Below are 17,975 nucleotides of genomic sequence, written 5' to 3'. Positions count from 1 at the left end.
CGTGGAGTCCGTAAAAACCCCTTGGGTGTTGTATGGTTAAGCCTCACGGGCAATTAGTACAGGTTAGCTCAACGCCTCACAACGCTTACACACCCTGCCTATCTACGTCGTAGTCTCCAACAACCCTTCAGGAACCTTATAGGTTCAGGGATGACTCATCTTGAGGCTCGCTTCCCGCTTAGATGCTTTCAGCGGTTATCGATTCCGAACTTAGCTACCGGGCAATGCGTCTGGCGACACAACCCGAACACCAGAGGTTCGTCCACTCCGGTCCTCTCGTACTAGGAGCAGCCCCTCTCAATCATCCAACGCCCACGGCAGATAGGGACCGAACTGTCTCACGACGTTCTAAACCCAGCTCGCGTACCACTTTAAATGGCGAACAGCCATACCCTTGGGACCGACTTCAGCCCCAGGATGTGATGAGCCGACATCGAGGTGCCAAACACCGCCGTCGATATGAACTCTTGGGCGGTATCAGCCTGTTATCCCCGGAGTACCTTTTATCCGTTGAGCGATGGCCCTTCCATACAGAACCACCGGATCACTATGACCTGCTTTCGCACCTGCTCGACTTGTCAGTCTCGCAGTCAAGCGGGCTTATGCCATTGCACTAACCTCACGATGTCCGACCGTGATTAGCCCACCTTCGTGCTCCTCCGTTACGCTTTGGGAGGAGACCGCCCCAGTCAAACTACCCACCAGGCACTGTCCGCACCCCGGATAACGGGGCGACGTTAGAACATCAACACTACAAGGGTGGTATTTCAAGGACGGCTCCACCATATCTAGCGACATGGTTTCAAAGCCTCCCACCTATCCTACACATGTAGGGTCAATGTTCAGTGCCAAGCTGTAGTAAAGGTTCACGGGGTCTTTCCGTCTAGCCGCGGGTACGCAGCATCTTCACTGCGATTTCAATTTCACTGAGTCTCGGGTGGAGACAGCGTGGCCATCATTACGCCATTCGTGCAGGTCGGAACTTACCCGACAAGGAATTTCGCTACCTTAGGACCGTTATAGTTACGGCCGCCGTTTACCGGGGCTTCGATCAAGAGCTTCGACCGAAGTCTAACCCCATCAATTAACCTTCCGGCACCGGGCAGGCGTCACACCGTATACGTCATCTTTCGATTTTGCACAGTGCTGTGTTTTTAATAAACAGTTGCAGCCACCTGGTATCTGCGACTGCCAGCAGCTTAAAGAGCAAGTCTCGTCACCGCCGGCAGCGTACCTTCTCCCGAAGTTACGGTACCATTTTGCCTAGTTCCTTCACCCGAGTTCTCTCAAGCGCCTTGGTATTCTCTACCCGACCACCTGTGTCGGTTTGGGGTACGATTCCTTACTATCTGAAGCTTAGAGGCTTTTCCCGGAAGCATGGCATCAATGACTTCAGTGCCGTAGCACCTCGACATCGGGTCTCAGCCTAGTGTAATCCCGGATTTGCCTAAGATTACAGCCTACACCCTTGAACCTGGACAACCGTCGCCAGGCCCACCTAGCCTTCTCCGTCCCCCCATCGCAATAGTAAGAAGTACGGGAATATTAACCCGTTTCCCATCGACTACGCCTTTCGGCCTCGCCTTAGGGGTCGACTCACCCTGCCCCGATTAACGTTGGACAGGAACCCTTGGTCTTCCGGCGAGGGAGTTTTTCACTCCCTTTATCGTTACTCATGTCAGCATTCGCACTTCTGATACGTCCAGCACACCTTACGATGCACCTTCAACCGCTTACAGAACGCTCCCCTACCCAATACCATAAATGGCATTGCCGCAGCTTCGGTGTATAGCTTAGCCCCGTTAAATCTTCCGCGCAGGCCGACTCGACCAGTGAGCTATTACGCTTTCTTTAAATGATGGCTGCTTCTAAGCCAACATCCTGGCTGTCTGAGCCTTCCCACATCGTTTCCCACTTAGCTATAACTTTGGGACCTTAGCTGGCGGTCTGGGTTGTTTCCCTCTCCACGACGGACGTTAGCACCCGCCGTGTGTCTCCCGGATAGTACTTACTGGTATTCGGAGTTTGCAAAGGGTTGGTAAGTCGGGATGACCCCCTAGCCTTAACAGTGCTCTACCCCCAGTAGTATTCGTCCGAGGCGCTACCTAAATAGCTTTCGGGGAGAACCAGCTATCTCCAGGTTTGATTGGCCTTTCACCCCTAGCCACAAGTCATCCGCTAATTTTTCAACATTAGTCGGTTCGGTCCTCCAGTAAGTGTTACCTCACCTTCAACCTGCCCATGGCTAGATCACCTGGTTTCGGGTCTAATCCTAGCAACTGAACGCCCAGTTAAGACTCGGTTTCCCTACGGCTCCCCTAAACGGTTAACCTTGCTACTAAAATTAAGTCGCTGACCCATTATACAAAAGGTACGCAGTCACCCCGAAGGGCTCCTACTGCTTGTACGTACACGGTTTCAGGTTCTATTTCACTCCCCTCACAGGGGTTCTTTTCGCCTTTCCCTCACGGTACTGGTTCACTATCGGTCAGTCAGGAGTATTTAGCCTTGGAGGATGGTCCCCCCATGTTCAGACAGGATATCACGTGTCCCGTCCTACTCGATTTCACTCGAAATGCGCTACCGGTTACGGGGCTATCACCCTGTATCGCTGAGCTTTCCAGCTCATTCACCTGTCGCAAAACTAGCTTAAGGGCTAATCCGGGTTCGCTCGCCGCTACTGCCGGAATCTCGGTTGATTTCTCTTCCTCGGGGTACTTAGATGTTTCAGTTCCCCCGGTTCGCCTCAATACGCTATGTATTCACGCATTGATAACTGCTTATGCAGCTGGGTTTCCCCATTCGGAAATCCAAGAGTATAGTGATTCTTACCATCTTCTCTTGGCTTATCGCAGGTTAGCACGTCCTTCATCGCCTCTGACTGCCCAGGCATCCACCGTGTACGCTTAGTCACTTAACCATACAACCCCAAGAGGTTTCGTATGGCTCAACAACCAAGGTTGTTCATCTGAGTATGATGAACTGTGTTTCGCCGGACTCTTACACAAGACACTTGAATGTGTGTTGCTTGAGAACTCGTTTTACTTCTCTTAATAAAGAGAGATAAAACTATTAGTTATTGAATTCAATGAATTCAATTTACTAGTCAGCTTTCCAGATTGTTAAAGAGCATGTGTTTGTCTTTCGACATCCACTTTCTAAAGATTCTTAAGGAAAAAACCTTAGAGAGTGGCGTCCCATAGGGGAGTCGAACCCCTGTTACCGCCGTGAAAGGGCGGTGTCCTAGGCCTCTAGACGAATGGGACACTATGTTGTCTTTTACTATTAACCAAGCAATCTGTGTGGACACTGCATAAAACGCAGTCATATCGTTAAGGAGGTGATCCAGCCCCAGGTTCCCCTAGGGCTACCTTGTTACGACTTCACCCCAGTCATGAACCACACCGTGGTAAACGCCCCCCCGAAGGTTAAGCTATCTACTTCTGGTGCAGCCCACTCCCATGGTGTGACGGGCGGTGTGTACAAGGCCCGGGAACGTATTCACCGTGGCATTCTGATCCACGATTACTAGCGATTCCGACTTCATGGAGTCGAGTTGCAGACTCCAATCCGGACTACGACGTACTTTCTGGGATTCGCTCACTCTCGCAAGTTGGCCGCCCTCTGTATACGCCATTGTAGCACGTGTGTAGCCCTACTCGTAAGGGCCATGATGACTTGACGTCGTCCCCACCTTCCTCCGGTTTATCACCGGCAGTCTCCCTGGAGTTCCCACCATTACGTGCTGGCAAACAAGGATAGGGGTTGCGCTCGTTGCGGGACTTAACCCAACATTTCACAACACGAGCTGACGACAGCCATGCAGCACCTGTCTCAGAGTTCCCGAAGGCACCAATCCATCTCTGGAAAGTTCTCTGGATGTCAAGAGTAGGTAAGGTTCTTCGCGTTGCATCGAATTAAACCACATGCTCCACCGCTTGTGCGGGCCCCCGTCAATTCATTTGAGTTTTAATCTTGCGACCGTACTCCCCAGGCGGTCTACTTAACGCGTTAGCTCCGAAAGCCAGTGTTCAAGACACCAACCTCCAAGTAGACATCGTTTACGGCGTGGACTACCAGGGTATCTAATCCTGTTTGCTCCCCACGCTTTCGCATCTGAGCGTCAGTCTTTGTCCAGGGGGCCGCCTTCGCCACCGGTATTCCTTCAGATCTCTACGCATTTCACCGCTACACCTGAAATTCTACCCCCCTCTACAAGACTCTAGCCTGCCAGTTCCAAATGCTATTCCGAGGTTGAGCCCCGGGCTTTCACATCTGGCTTAACAAGCCGCCTGCATGCGCTTTACGCCCAGTAATTCCGATTAACGCTCGCACCCTCCGTATTACCGCGGCTGCTGGCACGGAGTTAGCCGGTGCTTCTTCTGTCGCTAACGTCAAACACTACCGCTATTAACGATAACGCCTTCCTCACGACTGAAAGTGCTTTACAACCCGAAGGCCTTCTTCACACACGCGGCATGGCTGCATCAGGGTTTCCCCCATTGTGCAATATTCCCCACTGCTGCCTCCCGTAGGAGTCTGGACCGTGTCTCAGTTCCAGTGTGGCTGATCATCCTCTCAGACCAGCTAGAGATCGTCGCCTTGGTGAGCTCTTACCTCACCAACTAGCTAATCTCACCTGGGCTAATCCTGACGCGAGAGGCCCGAAGGTCCCCCTCTTTGCTCCGAAGAGATTATGCGGTATTAGCCATCGTTTCCAATGGTTATCCCCCACATCAGGGCATATTCCCAGGCATTACTCACCCGTCCGCCGCTCGCCGCCCATCAACGCACCCGAAGGATTGTTGATGTCGCTGCCGCTCGACTTGCATGTGTTAGGCCTGCCGCCAGCGTTCAATCTGAGCCATGATCAAACTCTTCAATTAAAGTTTTGGCTCAATGAAATACTGTTAAACCATTACCGAAGTAATGATTGAATTGACTGTGCCAAATAATAAGTAAACTTAAAATTTGTATTGGTCACTCAGTTTCATTGATAATTCTTTTGTTGACTATCATTTCACGAGTGCCCACACAGATTGCATGGTCAAATTGTTAAAGAGCGTTGACTTTCAATACCTTGGCGCCGTGCGCTTCAGCAAGTCAGGAGGCGTATAATACGCGTTTCTGATATCCAGTCAAGACAAAATTTTCATCTTTTTTCGCGGTTGGCGAAAAAGTAAAAACCTTCTGTTGACGTCGCTCACATTGCAATCAGTCGGAGCGAAAGAAAAGCCCGCTGTACCCAGCGGGCTTCCTATCCTTTTGTCTTCACTTTTTCAAAAAGTGAAAGAAAATTGGAAGCCTGGCGATGTCCTACTCTCACATGGGGAGGCCCCACACTACCATCGGCGCTATTACGTTTCACTACTGAGTTCGGCATGGGATCAGGTGGGTCCATAATGCTATGGTCGCCAAGCAAATTCGTTACAATCTTAGAAAGCTGATGTTCTCAACACTCATCCAAGTGTTCGTGGAGTCCGTAAAACCCCTTGGGTGTTGTATGGTTAAGCCTCACGGGCAATTAGTACAGGTTAGCTCAACGCCTCACAACGCTTACACACCCTGCCTATCTACGTCGTAGTCTCCAACAACCCTTCAGGAACCTTATAGGTTCAGGGATGACTCATCTCGAGGCTCGCTTCCCGCTTAGATGCTTTCAGCGGTTATCGATTCCGAACTTAGCTACCGGGCAATGCGTCTGGCGACACAACCCGAACACCAGAGGTTCGTCCACTCCGGTCCTCTCGTACTAGGAGCAGCCCCTCTCAATCATCCAACGCCCACGGCAGATAGGGACCGAACTGTCTCACGACGTTCTAAACCCAGCTCGCGTACCACTTTAAATGGCGAACAGCCATACCCTTGGGACCGACTTCAGCCCCAGGATGTGATGAGCCGACATCGAGGTGCCAAACACCGCCGTCGATATGAACTCTTGGGCGGTATCAGCCTGTTATCCCCGGAGTACCTTTTATCCGTTGAGCGATGGCCCTTCCATACAGAACCACCGGATCACTATGACCTGCTTTCGCACCTGCTCGACTTGTCAGTCTCGCAGTCAAGCGGGCTTATGCCATTGCACTAACCTCACGATGTCCGACCGTGATTAGCCCACCTTCGTGCTCCTCCGTTACGCTTTGGGAGGAGACCGCCCCAGTCAAACTACCCACCAGGCACTGTCCGCACCCCGGATAACGGGGCGACGTTAGAACATCAACACTACAAGGGTGGTATTTCAAGGACGGCTCCACCATATCTAGCGACATGGTTTCAAAGCCTCCCACCTATCCTACACATGTAGGGTCAATGTTCAGTGCCAAGCTGTAGTAAAGGTTCACGGGGTCTTTCCGTCTAGCCGCGGGTACGCAGCATCTTCACTGCGATTTCAATTTCACTGAGTCTCGGGTGGAGACAGCGTGGCCATCATTACGCCATTCGTGCAGGTCGGAACTTACCCGACAAGGAATTTCGCTACCTTAGGACCGTTATAGTTACGGCCGCCGTTTACCGGGGCTTCGATCAAGAGCTTCGACCGAAGTCTAACCCCATCAATTAACCTTCCGGCACCGGGCAGGCGTCACACCGTATACGTCATCTTTCGATTTTGCACAGTGCTGTGTTTTTAATAAACAGTTGCAGCCACCTGGTATCTGCGACTGCCAGCAGCTTAAAGAGCAAGTCTCGTCACCGCCGGCAGCGTACCTTCTCCCGAAGTTACGGTACCATTTTGCCTAGTTCCTTCACCCGAGTTCTCTCAAGCGCCTTGGTATTCTCTACCCGACCACCTGTGTCGGTTTGGGGTACGATTCCTTACTATCTGAAGCTTAGAGGCTTTTCCCGGAAGCATGGCATCAATGACTTCAGTGCCGTAGCACCTCGACATCGGGTCTCAGCCTAGTGTAATCCCGGATTTGCCTAAGATTACAGCCTACACCCTTGAACCTGGACAACCGTCGCCAGGCCCACCTAGCCTTCTCCGTCCCCCCATCGCAATAGTAAGAAGTACGGGAATATTAACCCGTTTCCCATCGACTACGCCTTTCGGCCTCGCCTTAGGGGTCGACTCACCCTGCCCCGATTAACGTTGGACAGGAACCCTTGGTCTTCCGGCGAGGGAGTTTTTCACTCCCTTTATCGTTACTCATGTCAGCATTCGCACTTCTGATACGTCCAGCACACCTTACGATGCACCTTCAACCGCTTACAGAACGCTCCCCTACCCAATACCATAAATGGCATTGCCGCAGCTTCGGTGTATAGCTTAGCCCCGTTAAATCTTCCGCGCAGGCCGACTCGACCAGTGAGCTATTACGCTTTCTTTAAATGATGGCTGCTTCTAAGCCAACATCCTGGCTGTCTGAGCCTTCCCACATCGTTTCCCACTTAGCTATAACTTTGGGACCTTAGCTGGCGGTCTGGGTTGTTTCCCTCTCCACGACGGACGTTAGCACCCGCCGTGTGTCTCCCGGATAGTACTTACTGGTATTCGGAGTTTGCAAAGGGTTGGTAAGTCGGGATGACCCCCTAGCCTTAACAGTGCTCTACCCCCAGTAGTATTCGTCCGAGGCGCTACCTAAATAGCTTTCGGGGAGAACCAGCTATCTCCAGGTTTGATTGGCCTTTCACCCCTAGCCACAAGTCATCCGCTAATTTTTCAACATTAGTCGGTTCGGTCCTCCAGTAAGTGTTACCTCACCTTCAACCTGCCCATGGCTAGATCACCTGGTTTCGGGTCTAATCCTAGCAACTGAACGCCCAGTTAAGACTCGGTTTCCCTACGGCTCCCCTAAACGGTTAACCTTGCTACTAAAATTAAGTCGCTGACCCATTATACAAAAGGTACGCAGTCACCCCGAAGGGCTCCTACTGCTTGTACGTACACGGTTTCAGGTTCTATTTCACTCCCCTCACAGGGGTTCTTTTCGCCTTTCCCTCACGGTACTGGTTCACTATCGGTCAGTCAGGAGTATTTAGCCTTGGAGGATGGTCCCCCCATGTTCAGACAGGATATCACGTGTCCCGTCCTACTCGATTTCACTCGAAATGCGCTACCGGTTACGGGGCTATCACCCTGTATCGCTGAGCTTTCCAGCTCATTCACCTGTCGCAAAACTAGCTTAAGGGCTAATCCGGGTTCGCTCGCCGCTACTGCCGGAATCTCGGTTGATTTCTCTTCCTCGGGGTACTTAGATGTTTCAGTTCCCCCGGTTCGCCTCAATACGCTATGTATTCACGCATTGATAACTGCTTATGCAGCTGGGTTTCCCCATTCGGAAATCCAAGAGTATAGTGATTCTTACCATCTTCTCTTGGCTTATCGCAGGTTAGCACGTCCTTCATCGCCTCTGACTGCCCAGGCATCCACCGTGTACGCTTAGTCACTTAACCATACAACCCCAAGGGGTCTGTCTGTATGGCTCAACAACCAAGGTTGTCCATCTGAGTATGATGAACTGTGTTTCGCCGGACTCTTACACAAGACACTTGAATGTGTGTTGCTTGAGAACTCGTTTTATTTCTCTTAATAAAGAGAGATAAAACTATTAGTTATTGAATTCAAAGAATTCAATTTACTAGTCAGCTTTCCAGATTGTTAAAGAGCATAACGCAAAAGCGTTAATCAATAACTGACGTTATTCATTAGCACTTTTGCTATTTCTAAAACCATTTCACCAAGCAATCTGTGTGGACACTGCATAAAACGCAGTCATATCGTTAAGGAGGTGATCCAGCCCCAGGTTCCCCTAGGGCTACCTTGTTACGACTTCACCCCAGTCATGAACCACACCGTGGTAAACGCCCCCCCGAAGGTTAAGCTATCTACTTCTGGTGCAGCCCACTCCCATGGTGTGACGGGCGGTGTGTACAAGGCCCGGGAACGTATTCACCGTGGCATTCTGATCCACGATTACTAGCGATTCCGACTTCATGGAGTCGAGTTGCAGACTCCAATCCGGACTACGACGTACTTTCTGGGATTCGCTCACTCTCGCAAGTTGGCCGCCCTCTGTATACGCCATTGTAGCACGTGTGTAGCCCTACTCGTAAGGGCCATGATGACTTGACGTCGTCCCCACCTTCCTCCGGTTTATCACCGGCAGTCTCCCTGGAGTTCCCACCATTACGTGCTGGCAAACAAGGATAGGGGTTGCGCTCGTTGCGGGACTTAACCCAACATTTCACAACACGAGCTGACGACAGCCATGCAGCACCTGTCTCAGAGTTCCCGAAGGCACCAATCCATCTCTGGAAAGTTCTCTGGATGTCAAGAGTAGGTAAGGTTCTTCGCGTTGCATCGAATTAAACCACATGCTCCACCGCTTGTGCGGGCCCCCGTCAATTCATTTGAGTTTTAATCTTGCGACCGTACTCCCCAGGCGGTCTACTTAACGCGTTAGCTCCGAAAGCCAGTGTTCAAGACACCAACCTCCAAGTAGACATCGTTTACGGCGTGGACTACCAGGGTATCTAATCCTGTTTGCTCCCCACGCTTTCGCATCTGAGCGTCAGTCTTTGTCCAGGGGGCCGCCTTCGCCACCGGTATTCCTTCAGATCTCTACGCATTTCACCGCTACACCTGAAATTCTACCCCCCTCTACAAGACTCTAGCCTGCCAGTTCCAAATGCTATTCCGAGGTTGAGCCCCGGGCTTTCACATCTGGCTTAACAAGCCGCCTGCATGCGCTTTACGCCCAGTAATTCCGATTAACGCTCGCACCCTCCGTATTACCGCGGCTGCTGGCACGGAGTTAGCCGGTGCTTCTTCTGTCGCTAACGTCAAACACATACGCTATTAACGCATACGCCTTCCTCACGACTGAAAGTGCTTTACAACCCGAAGGCCTTCTTCACACACGCGGCATGGCTGCATCAGGGTTTCCCCCATTGTGCAATATTCCCCACTGCTGCCTCCCGTAGGAGTCTGGACCGTGTCTCAGTTCCAGTGTGGCTGATCATCCTCTCAGACCAGCTAGAGATCGTCGCCTTGGTGAGCTCTTACCTCACCAACTAGCTAATCTCACCTGGGCTAATCCTGACGCGAGAGGCCCGAAGGTCCCCCTCTTTGCTCCGAAGAGATTATGCGGTATTAGCCATCGTTTCCAATGGTTATCCCCCACATCAGGGCATATTCCCAGGCATTACTCACCCGTCCGCCGCTCGCCGCCCATCAACGCACCCGAAGGATTGTTGATGTCGCTGCCGCTCGACTTGCATGTGTTAGGCCTGCCGCCAGCGTTCAATCTGAGCCATGATCAAACTCTTCAATTAAAGTTTTGGCTCAATGAAATACTGTTAAACCATTACCGAAGTAATGATTGAATTGACTGTGCCAAATAATAAGTAAACTTAGTATTTGTATTGGTCACTCAGTTTCATTGATAATTCTTTTGTTGACTATCATTTCACGAGTGCCCACACAGATTGCATGGTCAAATTGTTAAAGAACAATCCGCTACGTTGCCGGCTTAAGTTGCCGTGCTCCGTGTCGGTGAGATGGCATTATAGAGAGTTCGATCACGTTAGCAAGGCTAATTTCAAAAAAAATTCATCTTTTAGACTCGACTGTGCACTATTCAAACAAAAGCGGGCTTTTCCGATATTATTTGCACTACACAGAGGCTAATCTAACGCTATTAACTTAATTTTTTAAGGCTCAACGTTATGGTTTCATCTATCCGCCCTTATAAAGGCACATATCCTACAATGGCTTCCAGCGCCTATATTGATCCATCTGCTGTACTGATCGGTGATATTACCCTAGGGGAAGATGCCAGTATTTGGCCTTTGGTTGCTGCCCGCGGCGATGTTAACTATATAAAGGTTGGTGCGAGAAGCAATGTCCAGGATGGAACCGTCCTCCACGTTACCCGAACCAGCAGTGACAACCCGCAAGGCTACCCACTACTTATCGGGGATGATGTAACCATTGGCCACAAAGCGATGCTGCATGGTTGCCAAATCGGAAACCGAGTATTGGTGGGGATGGGGGCGATCGTCTTAGACGGGGCGAGTGTTGAAGATGACGTAATTATCGGTGCCGGTAGTTTAGTCCCTCCAGGCAAGGTCCTTGAAAGTGGCTTTCTGTATGTAGGTAGCCCAGTGAAACAGGCACGCCCGTTATCCGATAAAGAGCGCGCTTTTTTACCAGGTTCCGCCGATAACTATGTCAGGCTGAAAAACGAATACCTAGCAGAAGAATAGGGCTTAGTTAATTTCGATATCGCCAGCATGATTGAATTCTTCATCCTCAATCATGGTTTCGGCGATATCTTCCAAATCAAAACGGTACTGGGTAAAAGCACTGAGTACAGCAGCCTCACCAACCAGTGCCTGGCCGCACTTTTTCTCCAGCCATGCCAAGCTGACCCAGCAATGGATCAACGCACCGCCTTGCTGGGCAGGGAAATTAACCGCCTGGCGATCACGGTCCCAGGTCTGAAGATCTGCAAATAGGATATCTTGATTCATTGTCTTCTTTATTTCTGTAGGGTGCGACGAAGCTCGCGCTGAACCTGTTTGGCCCCAGGGCGAAGCCCCCGCCACAACATAAAACTCTCTGCAGCCTGGCCAACCAGCATACCCAAGCCATCCAATACAACCCTGGCACCATGTTCTTTGGCCCAGACATTGAAGGTAGTCGGCTCAGCCCCGTATACCATGTCATAGCAGGTCACTTCGGGACGGATCAAACTTGGCGGGATACCCGGTAGCTCACCACTCAAACTGGCAGAGGTCGAATTGATGATCACATCATATTCTTTACCATCGAGCTGGGACAAGGCCGTCGCTTTGACCTGTCCATGTGAGGAAAACAGCTCAACTAACGCCTCTGCTTTTTCCACCGTCCGGTTTGCAATCGTCAAAGAGCTAACGCCTTGGGCTAAGAGCGGCAGTACCACGCCGCGGGCAGCGCCCCCCGCACCGATTAGCAATACCCTCTGGCCTTCAAGCAAGGTACTGTGTTGCAGCAAGTCCTGCACCAAGCCTTCCCCGTCAGTGTTATCACCAAGGATCACACCGTCATCGAGTTTCTTCAGGGTATTGACGGCACCAGCAAGCCTGGCCCGCTCGGTCAACTGGCTGGCGTAAGCAAATGCGTCTTCTTTAAATGGCATAGTGACATTACAACCGCGGCCACCAGCAGCAAAAAACGCCTCCGCAGCTTCTTTGAAGCCATCCACTGGAGCAAGTTGGGCGTCATAGCGCATGTCCTGTCCAGTCTGGCGGGCAAAGAGCGTGTGAATAAAAGGGGATTTACTCTGGGCAATCGGGTTGCCAAAAACAACATACTTATCCATATGCCGGGGTTCCGTGTTATCAAACCAATAAAAAGGGCCAGTATTGCTACTGACCCTATCATTGCCGATTCAATGACTCAAATCCTTTAGGCACTTACCAGCTACGCGGCTTGAGGTAATTGTCATAGAGCTCGGCTTCCTGCGAACCTGGCTCAGGGGAGTAACTGTATTCCCAACGGGCAAGGGGAGGCATCGACATCAGGATAGATTCGGTGCGGCCACCGCTTTGTAGGCCAAACAAGGTGCCACGGTCATATACCAGGTTAAACTCAACATAGCGGCCACGGCGGTAAAGCTGGAACTGGCGCTCACGCTCGCCATAAGGGGTAGGGTAGCGCTTCTCGACAATCGGCAAGTAGGCATCCAGGTAACCATTACCCACAGCCTGCATGTAGGCAAAGCATTTTTCGAAACCCCATTCATTGAGGTCATCAAAGAACAAGCCGCCAACACCTCGAGTCTCGTTACGGTGAGGCAGGAAGAAATACTTGTCACACCACGCCTTGTGCTCGTCATAAACTGACTCGCCAAACGGCTGGCAAAGCGCCTTGGCCGTATCGTGCCAATGCTGGCAATCCGCTTCGAACGGATAGAACGGCGTCAAATCGAAACCGCCACCAAACCACCATACCGGGTCTTCCCCTTCTTTCTCGGCAATGAAGAAACGGACATTGGCGTGAGAGGTCGGGACATACGGGTTGCGCGGGTGGATCACCAGCGAGACGCCCATGGCTTCAAAGCTGCGTCCGGCAAGCTCCGGGCGGTGTGCAGTCGCCGATGCCGGCATTTTCGTGCCAAACACATGAGAAAAGTTAACGCCAGCTTGCTCGAAGATGCGCCCTTCACGGAGCACGCGGCTGCGACCACCACCACCTTGTTCACGCTGCCATTCATCCTGTTCGAAGTTGGCTTGGCCATCCTGCCCGGCAACGGCGTTGCAGATCCTGTCTTGCAGATCCAACAAAAAGGCTTTGACGGCTTCTTTATTCACTTGCTGCATGCTTTGTATCCTATCCTTGGCGGAAAATATTACCGGTAATGGCATCTCGGATTTCTGAAGGGTTATCCCGCCCTCCGGTCTCACCCTGCAAAATCGCCGATAGCTGGGAACCCAGCTGTGCCTCCACTTCAGCGACACTGCGGCCTGGCTCTTGGCCGGTGAGGTTGGCACTGGTCGATGTTAGCGGTTTACCAAAAGCAAGGCAGAGCTGTTGGACCAAAGGATGGTCAGTCACCCGAACCGCGATAGTATCGAACTGCCCGGTCAAGAAACGTGGTACACCAGGCTTGGTTGGCATCACCCAGGTCACAGGGCCAGGCCAAGAGGCAAAAATACGGGCTTTCTGCTCTTCATCCAGAGTGCTGTCGTCAATGTAAGGAGCCAGCTGCTCATAGTTGGCAGCAATCAGGATCAATCCTTTTTCGACCGGACGCTGCTTGAGCGCCAAGAGTTTATTAACAGCGGTTTCACTGTCCGGATCACACCCCACGCCAAACACGGCTTCGGTAGGGTAGGCAATAACGTCCTGCTGCTGCAGGGCTGCAACCACTTGGTTCAGGTTCTCCACAGGTACCTCTTTGAATTTACTGACGTCAGTTTTAACCTTCTGTTTACCTATCTTACCGACTCCTTACTAACAACTCCATGCTCGTTAATCATTGTTGCAATTTACCCGACGCAAACGTTTTCCTTCGCAAAAAATACTCGTATAATGCGCGGCACATGCATTAATACCTCACAGTTTAGTTACCCCAAAGGAGATCGGGATGAAAGTTGGGATCATCATGGGCTCAAAGTCAGATTGGCCAACCATGCAGCATGCTGCTGAAATGCTGGACCGCTTCAACATTGCTTATGAAACCAAGGTTGTGTCTGCCCACCGTACTCCGCATCTATTGGCTGAGTATGCAGAGCAAGCACAAGAGCGTGGTATCAAGGTAATCATTGCCGGTGCCGGTGGCGCTGCTCACCTACCAGGTATGACCGCGGCCTTCACTAGCCTGCCAGTCCTTGGGGTACCGGTTCAGTCCCGCGCCCTAAAAGGCATGGACTCGCTACTTTCTATCGTCCAGATGCCAAAAGGTGTTGCTGTGGGTACTCTGGCAATTGGTGATGCAGGTGCAGCCAATGCAGGCCTGCTCGCCGCACAGATCATCGGTACCCAAGACAGCACTGTCATGGCCGCTATCGATGCTTTCCGCAAAGAGCAAACTGATACCGTTCTGGCCAACCCGAACCCGGCCGAGGAAGCGTAATGAAAGTACTGGTACTCGGTGCCGGGCAGCTTGCCCGGATGATGTCGCTGGCCGGCGCACCACTGAACATTGAAGTTTTTGCTTATGATGTTGGTACAGGCAATGTGGTTCACCCACTGACCCAGCAGGTCATGCTGAAAGGGCTCAATACCGCTATTACCTATTCCGACGTGATCACCGCAGAATTCGAGCATATTCCCCATGAAATTCTCGATATCTGCGAGCAGAGCGGGAAGTTCCTGCCGACCACCGACGCGATCAAGGCCGGCGGTGATCGCCGCCTGGAAAAAGCATTGCTCGACAGTGCTGGGGTGGCCAATGCCAAATACCACCTGATCAACAGCCGTGAAGACTTAGATGCTGCAATAGACACCGTTAGCCTGCCGATGGTACTGAAAAGTGCCCTAGGCGGTTATGATGGCAAGGGCCAGTGGCGCCTGAAGCAACGTGAAGATGCTGACAAGATCTGGCCAGAAATGGCAGAGTTCATGGCGCAGACCGAAAACCAGGCCATTGTGGCTGAAGAGTTCGTGCCGTTTGACCGCGAGGTTTCGTTGGTTGGTGCCCGTGGCAAGGATGGCGATATCGCAGTCTACCCGCTGGCAGAAAACACCCACACTGACGGGGTGCTGAGCCTATCGGTTGCACTGACTGGCAATGAAGCACTGCAGAATCAAGCCGAAGCCATGTTCCGATCGCTAGCCGAATCGATGGACTATGTCGGTGTCTTGGCGATTGAGTTCTTTGATGTCGGCGGCAAGCTGCTGGTCAATGAAATTGCACCACGGGTACACAACTCAGGCCACTGGACCCAGCAGGGTGCCGAAACCTGCCAGTTCGAAAACCACCTGCGTGCCGTCGCTGGTATGCCGCTGGGTAGTACCGCTTTGCTACGCCCGACAGCGATGATCAACATCCTTGGTGAAGACCGCCTGCCAACCGATTTGCTCAGCCATCCGCAGTGCCATATCCACTGGTACGGCAAAGAAAAACGCCCAGGCCGCAAGATGGGGCACATCAATGTCTGCGCTGAGACCCAAAAACAGCTTGATAGCTCACTGGCAACAATTGCTGGCCACCTTGACCCAATAGCATTCCCAGCGTTCAAGCGCTAGTCGACCGCCCAAAGCACCGGGCAAAAGACACAGAGGCTAAACAAAGCAGAGGCCATACAAAAAAGCCAGCATCATCATGCTGGCTTTGCTTTTTACTGCCACCGTCTATGGCTCAGGATTCGTTCTGGGCTTCTTCCTGATAAGCATGGCAACGGCGATCGGCGCACTGGAGCTTGATACCGCTAGCCAGCTTCTTCTCAATCAGCAAACCAAAGCCACATTCCTGGCAAGATCCCTGTACCGGCTTGGCATTGACGGCAAAACGGCACGATGGGTATTGGTCACAGGCATAGAATGCCTTGCCGTATCGCGATTTTCGCTCAACCAAGTTGCCTTTCTGGCACTGGGGGCAGGGGACATGGGTGGATTCGGCTTTTTTCTCAGGTGATTCAATGTGGTGGCATTGCGGGTAGCCGCTACAGCCAATAAACATACCATAGCGCCCCTGGCGAAGCACCAGCTCTTCGCCACAATCGGGACAAGGCTGCCCCAGGTGCTTGACGATGTGGCCATCGTTTTGCGCCAAGGGCTTGATGTAGTCGCACTCAGGGTAGTGGGTGCAGCCGAGGAAAGGGCCGCGCTTGCTGTTGCGCATCGCCAGCGGCGAACCGCACTTAGGGCACAGGTTGTCATGCTCGAGGGCATGCTCATGGGCACTGAATAACTGGTTGTTTATTTTTCCGGACATACTACTCAATCATCTTCAACAACAACCCACCCACACCGTTTTAGTGTATGTAGCCATCTTCCATACCATACAGCAGCTCTTCCATCTGGCTGTAGGCACTTTCGTTGCCCGGGGCATTGAACAATACCATCAGGATAATCCATTTGAGATCATCGAGATTAAAATCCGAGGTTTCCAGCGCCATTACCCGGTCGATCACCATTTCACGGGTGTCAGCGCCGAGCACATGGATTTGTTCTAGGTAGGTCAAAAAACCACGGCACGAGGTATCCATCCGCGACATTTCCTGCGCAGTATAAATGCGCATGGCTGTCACAGAACTGGTGTTCATGTAGGGTGTTTCTTCGGTTTCTTGCAAAGCCGCTAGCTTTTCAAGCCATTCCAGCGCCTTGTAAATATCTTCCTGGTGGAAACCAGCACGAAGCAACTCTTCGGAAAGTTCATCCTGATCAACCATGAGCTCCGCATCGCTGTGGATATAGGTTTCAAACAGGTACATTAGGATATCCATCATAACTAGCCCCTCCTCGTTCTGACATAGCCACCTGGTACGGCAGCGACCACGCCTTGCAGCTCCAACTCGAGTAACTGCATCATGACTTCATGAACGGGTAATCCACTGCGTTCAGCAACTACATCTACGGGTGTTGCCTCATTGCCTACGTTAGCCAACAGCGCTGGAAATGGCAATTTTTCATTTTCAGGATGAGGGGAAGAATGCACCAACCGGCTACTTTTTGCACACTCTGTCAGTACCCCAACGTCCTCAAAGATATCGACCGGAGTTTCTACTAATTTAGCACCGTTTTTTATCAGTGCATGGCAGCCTCTGCTCATCGGGCTGTGGATCGAGCCCGGAATGGCAAAAACGTCCCTCCCTTGCTCAAGGGCATAGCGGGCTGTAATTAATGACCCGCTCTTTTCTTCGGCCTCAACCACTAATACGCCGACCGACAGGCCGCTGATCACCCGGTTACGGCGGGGAAAGTTTTGCGGCCTGGGCACTTCATCCGGCCAAAACTCAGAAACCAGCGCGCCTTGCTCAGCAACCGAAGCCGCCAAATCGCGGTGCTTGGCGGGGTAGACCTTGTCTAAGCCGGAGCCCAATACCGCCACCGTCGCCCCGCCGTTTTTCAACGCGCCATAATGGGCCCGGCCATCAATACCCAGGGCTAGGCCGCTGGTCACCACATAATCTGCTGTTACCATGGCGGCGGCAAATTCGTAAGCCGCCTCCAGGCCGTCAATACTCGCTGCCCGGCTGCCAACCACTGCTAGTTGCGGCTCATGCAGCCACCGAGGCTCACCACGGACAAACAGCAATGGCGGGGGCGAGGGGATCTCTTTGAGCATGGCCGGGTAGCGCGGGGAGTCAAAAGGGATGATCTGCTGGTTGGGCTGCTGGTGCCACTCGAGGCAGCGCTCGATACGCTGCTGGGGCGGAGATGCCAAGTGCTGGCATTGGCGCTCGCTCAAGCCAAGCGCCGCCCGCTCCTTGCCAGGCATCATAGACAATTCAGCAGGCGTGGTACGCTCCAGCAGGCGGCTAATACGGTAGCCGCCGAGCTGTGGCGCAGATGCTAGGGCGAGCCAGTCGCTAAGCGGTGACATCAT

General features: G+C 52.1%; 10 protein-coding genes, 1 tRNA gene and 5 rRNA genes. 3 read left to right on the top strand and 13 right to left on the bottom strand.

Annotated features, from left to right (window positions below; all coding sequences use genetic code 11):
- Window positions 1-32 precede the first annotated feature (32 nt).
- The 6 genes from ACXAGQ_RS07795 to ACXAGQ_RS07770 form a co-directional block, all read right to left on the bottom strand.
- A 23S ribosomal RNA gene (locus tag ACXAGQ_RS07795) occupies window positions 33-2,920 on the bottom strand.
- Between the two features lie 270 nt (window positions 2,921-3,190).
- Window positions 3,191-3,266 (bottom strand) — tRNA-Glu (locus tag ACXAGQ_RS07790).
- 67 nt (window positions 3,267-3,333) lie between these two features.
- A 16S ribosomal RNA gene (locus tag ACXAGQ_RS07785) occupies window positions 3,334-4,886 on the bottom strand.
- A gap of 417 nt (window positions 4,887-5,303) precedes the next feature.
- A 5S ribosomal RNA gene (gene rrf, locus ACXAGQ_RS07780) occupies window positions 5,304-5,419 on the bottom strand.
- Between the two features lie 84 nt (window positions 5,420-5,503).
- Window positions 5,504-8,391, bottom strand: a 23S ribosomal RNA gene (locus ACXAGQ_RS07775).
- A gap of 328 nt (window positions 8,392-8,719) precedes the next feature.
- Window positions 8,720-10,272: ribosomal RNA gene (locus ACXAGQ_RS07770) — 16S ribosomal RNA — on the bottom strand.
- The 16S, 23S and 5S rRNA genes sit together here with 1 tRNA gene alongside, the layout of an rRNA operon.
- Before the next feature lie 393 nt (window positions 10,273-10,665).
- Between ACXAGQ_RS07770 and ACXAGQ_RS07765 the strand changes: the two genes are divergently transcribed.
- Window positions 10,666-11,205, top strand: a complete 540-nt coding sequence (locus ACXAGQ_RS07765; protein ID WP_475253026.1) for a gamma carbonic anhydrase family protein — start codon at window positions 10,666-10,668, stop codon at window positions 11,203-11,205.
- A gap of 3 nt (window positions 11,206-11,208) precedes the next feature.
- Here the strand turns inward: ACXAGQ_RS07765 and ACXAGQ_RS07760 are convergent, their stop codons facing one another.
- The 4 genes from ACXAGQ_RS07760 to tsaC form a co-directional block, all read right to left on the bottom strand.
- Window positions 11,209-11,472, bottom strand: coding sequence for a DUF1488 family protein (locus ACXAGQ_RS07760; protein WP_475253024.1), 264 nt, complete (start codon window positions 11,470-11,472; stop codon window positions 11,209-11,211).
- A gap of 8 nt (window positions 11,473-11,480) precedes the next feature.
- The gene (gene aroE / locus ACXAGQ_RS07755) at window positions 11,481-12,302 is read right to left on the bottom strand and encodes a shikimate dehydrogenase (RefSeq protein WP_475253022.1); all 822 of its coding nucleotides are present in this window, start codon (window positions 12,300-12,302) and stop codon (window positions 11,481-11,483) included.
- Between the two features lie 94 nt (window positions 12,303-12,396).
- Window positions 12,397-13,302 (bottom strand): oxygen-dependent coproporphyrinogen oxidase, encoded by a 906-nt coding sequence (gene hemF, locus ACXAGQ_RS07750; RefSeq protein ID WP_475253020.1) that lies wholly within the window; start codon window positions 13,300-13,302, stop codon window positions 12,397-12,399.
- A 10-nt stretch (window positions 13,303-13,312) separates the two neighbouring features.
- Window positions 13,313-13,870 carry an L-threonylcarbamoyladenylate synthase type 1 TsaC gene (gene tsaC, locus ACXAGQ_RS07745; RefSeq protein WP_475253018.1) on the bottom strand — a complete coding sequence of 186 codons (558 nt, stop codon included), beginning with the start codon at window positions 13,868-13,870 and terminating at the stop codon, window positions 13,313-13,315.
- Window positions 13,871-14,069: 199 nt separating this feature from the next.
- Here tsaC and purE point away from each other — a divergent pair, with 199 nt between their 5' ends.
- Window positions 14,070-14,558, top strand: coding sequence for a 5-(carboxyamino)imidazole ribonucleotide mutase (gene purE, locus ACXAGQ_RS07740; protein WP_475253016.1), 489 nt, complete (start codon window positions 14,070-14,072; stop codon window positions 14,556-14,558).
- The gene (locus ACXAGQ_RS07735; protein WP_475253014.1) at window positions 14,558-15,673 is read left to right on the top strand and encodes a 5-(carboxyamino)imidazole ribonucleotide synthase; all 1,116 of its coding nucleotides are present in this window, start codon (window positions 14,558-14,560) and stop codon (window positions 15,671-15,673) included. The genes purE and ACXAGQ_RS07735 overlap by 1 nt, the downstream gene beginning before the upstream one ends.
- A gap of 112 nt (window positions 15,674-15,785) precedes the next feature.
- On the opposite strand, the gene ACXAGQ_RS07730 is transcribed toward ACXAGQ_RS07735, so the two are convergent.
- The 3 genes from ACXAGQ_RS07730 to dprA are packed head-to-tail and all read right to left on the bottom strand — an operon-like array spanning window position 15,786 to window position 17,975.
- Complete coding sequence (locus tag ACXAGQ_RS07730) at window positions 15,786-16,361, bottom strand: DNA topoisomerase family protein (RefSeq protein WP_475253012.1); 576 nt, start codon at window positions 16,359-16,361, stop codon at window positions 15,786-15,788.
- Window positions 16,362-16,401: 40 nt separating this feature from the next.
- Window positions 16,402-16,875, bottom strand: coding sequence for a DUF494 family protein (locus ACXAGQ_RS07725; RefSeq protein ID WP_475253010.1), 474 nt, complete (start codon window positions 16,873-16,875; stop codon window positions 16,402-16,404).
- 2 nt (window positions 16,876-16,877) lie between these two features.
- Window positions 16,878-17,975, bottom strand: coding sequence for a DNA-processing protein DprA (dprA, locus tag ACXAGQ_RS07720; protein WP_475253008.1), 1,098 nt, complete (start codon window positions 17,973-17,975; stop codon window positions 16,878-16,880).

Source organism: Photobacterium sp. ABD4_091 (genome assembly GCF_056160145.1).
Note: the sequence above shows the minus strand (reverse complement) of the source record. Positions and strands in the feature narration are given on the sequence as shown.

Bases quoted from the DNA above. Each gene is read 5' to 3' on its own strand.
- ACXAGQ_RS07765 (WP_475253026.1), top strand. From the start codon at position 10,666: ATGGTTTCATCTATCCGCCCTTATAAAGGCACATATCCTACAATGGCT.
- purE (WP_475253016.1), top strand. From the start codon at position 14,070: ATGAAAGTTGGGATCATCATGGGCTCAAAGTCAGATTGGCCAACCATG.
- ACXAGQ_RS07730 (WP_475253012.1), bottom strand. From the start codon at position 16,361: ATGTCCGGAAAAATAAACAACCAGTTATTCAGTGCCCATGAGCATGCC.
- hemF (WP_475253020.1), bottom strand. From the start codon at position 13,302: ATGCAGCAAGTGAATAAAGAAGCCGTCAAAGCCTTTTTGTTGGATCTG.
- ACXAGQ_RS07760 (WP_475253024.1), bottom strand. From the start codon at position 11,472: ATGAATCAAGATATCCTATTTGCAGATCTTCAGACCTGGGACCGTGAT.
- ACXAGQ_RS07735 (WP_475253014.1), top strand. From the start codon at position 14,558: ATGAAAGTACTGGTACTCGGTGCCGGGCAGCTTGCCCGGATGATGTCG.
- aroE (WP_475253022.1), bottom strand. From the start codon at position 12,302: ATGGATAAGTATGTTGTTTTTGGCAACCCGATTGCCCAGAGTAAATCC.
- dprA (WP_475253008.1), bottom strand. From the start codon at position 17,975: ATGATGTCACCGCTTAGCGACTGGCTCGCCCTAGCATCTGCGCCACAG.
- ACXAGQ_RS07725 (WP_475253010.1), bottom strand. From the start codon at position 16,875: ATGATGGATATCCTAATGTACCTGTTTGAAACCTATATCCACAGCGAT.